At 44.8% G+C, this 779-nt stretch carries 1 protein-coding gene; it reads left to right on the top strand.

Translation table 11 applies throughout. The features are described 5' to 3' along the window. On the top strand, positions 1–662 hold a 662-nt coding region (focA, locus tag R8O10_RS24735), incomplete at its 5' end, for a formate transporter FocA (RefSeq protein WP_318191889.1). Positions 663–779: the final 117 nt, after the last annotated feature.

Here is a 779-nt window from a genome sequence, read left to right as displayed (position 1 = left end):
GACTCATTGGCGGTCTAGCATTTAGCCTTGGTTTGATTTTGGTGGTGGTTACTGGTGGCGAGCTATTTACCAGTTCGGTTCTGACTCTAGTTGCGCGTGCGAGTGGCAAAATTTCATGGAAAACGCTGGTTAAAAACTGGTTTGTGGTTTATTTCGGCAATATGGTTGGCGCTATTTTGCTGGTGGCGTGTATGTTGGTGACAAAGCAATACATGTTCGATCACGGCCAAGTTGGTTTGAATGCCATGGCCATTTCACAACATAAATTGCACCATGGTTTTTTTGCGGCGGTTGCACTTGGCATCATGTGTAACGTGTTAGTTTGTATTGCGGTTTGGATGACATTCAGTGGCCGTACATTAACAGACAAAATCGCGGTAATGATTTTGCCAGTAGCGATGTTCGTCTCCGCTGGTTTTGAGCACTGTATTGCGAACATGTTCCAAGTTCCAATGGCTATTGGTATCAAATACTTTGCGCCAGAAGCCTTCTGGCAAATGACAGGTGCTGATATCGCAAATTATGCGGACTTGAACATGATGGGCTTTATCGTTAACAACCTTATCCCAGTCACGATCGGTAACATCATCGGCGGTGGTGTATTCGTCGGTATGTGGTACTGGATGATCTATCTACGTGATGAAGACAAGCATCTGCGATAGAGCCCAAAGAAAGAGAAAGGCGAGCTAGGTAGCTCGCCTTTTTTGTGCATTGTAGTTGGGTAAAGTGCTTTCTAAATCAGCTCTTCATTGATTCCAAATTCGTTTGGCAACCAGTGA

It is taken from the genome of Vibrio sp. 1727 (genome assembly GCF_033344415.1).
Lineage (GTDB): Bacteria > Pseudomonadota > Gammaproteobacteria > Enterobacterales > Vibrionaceae > Vibrio > Vibrio alginolyticus.
Note: the sequence above shows the minus strand (reverse complement) of the source record. Positions and strands in the feature narration are given on the sequence as shown.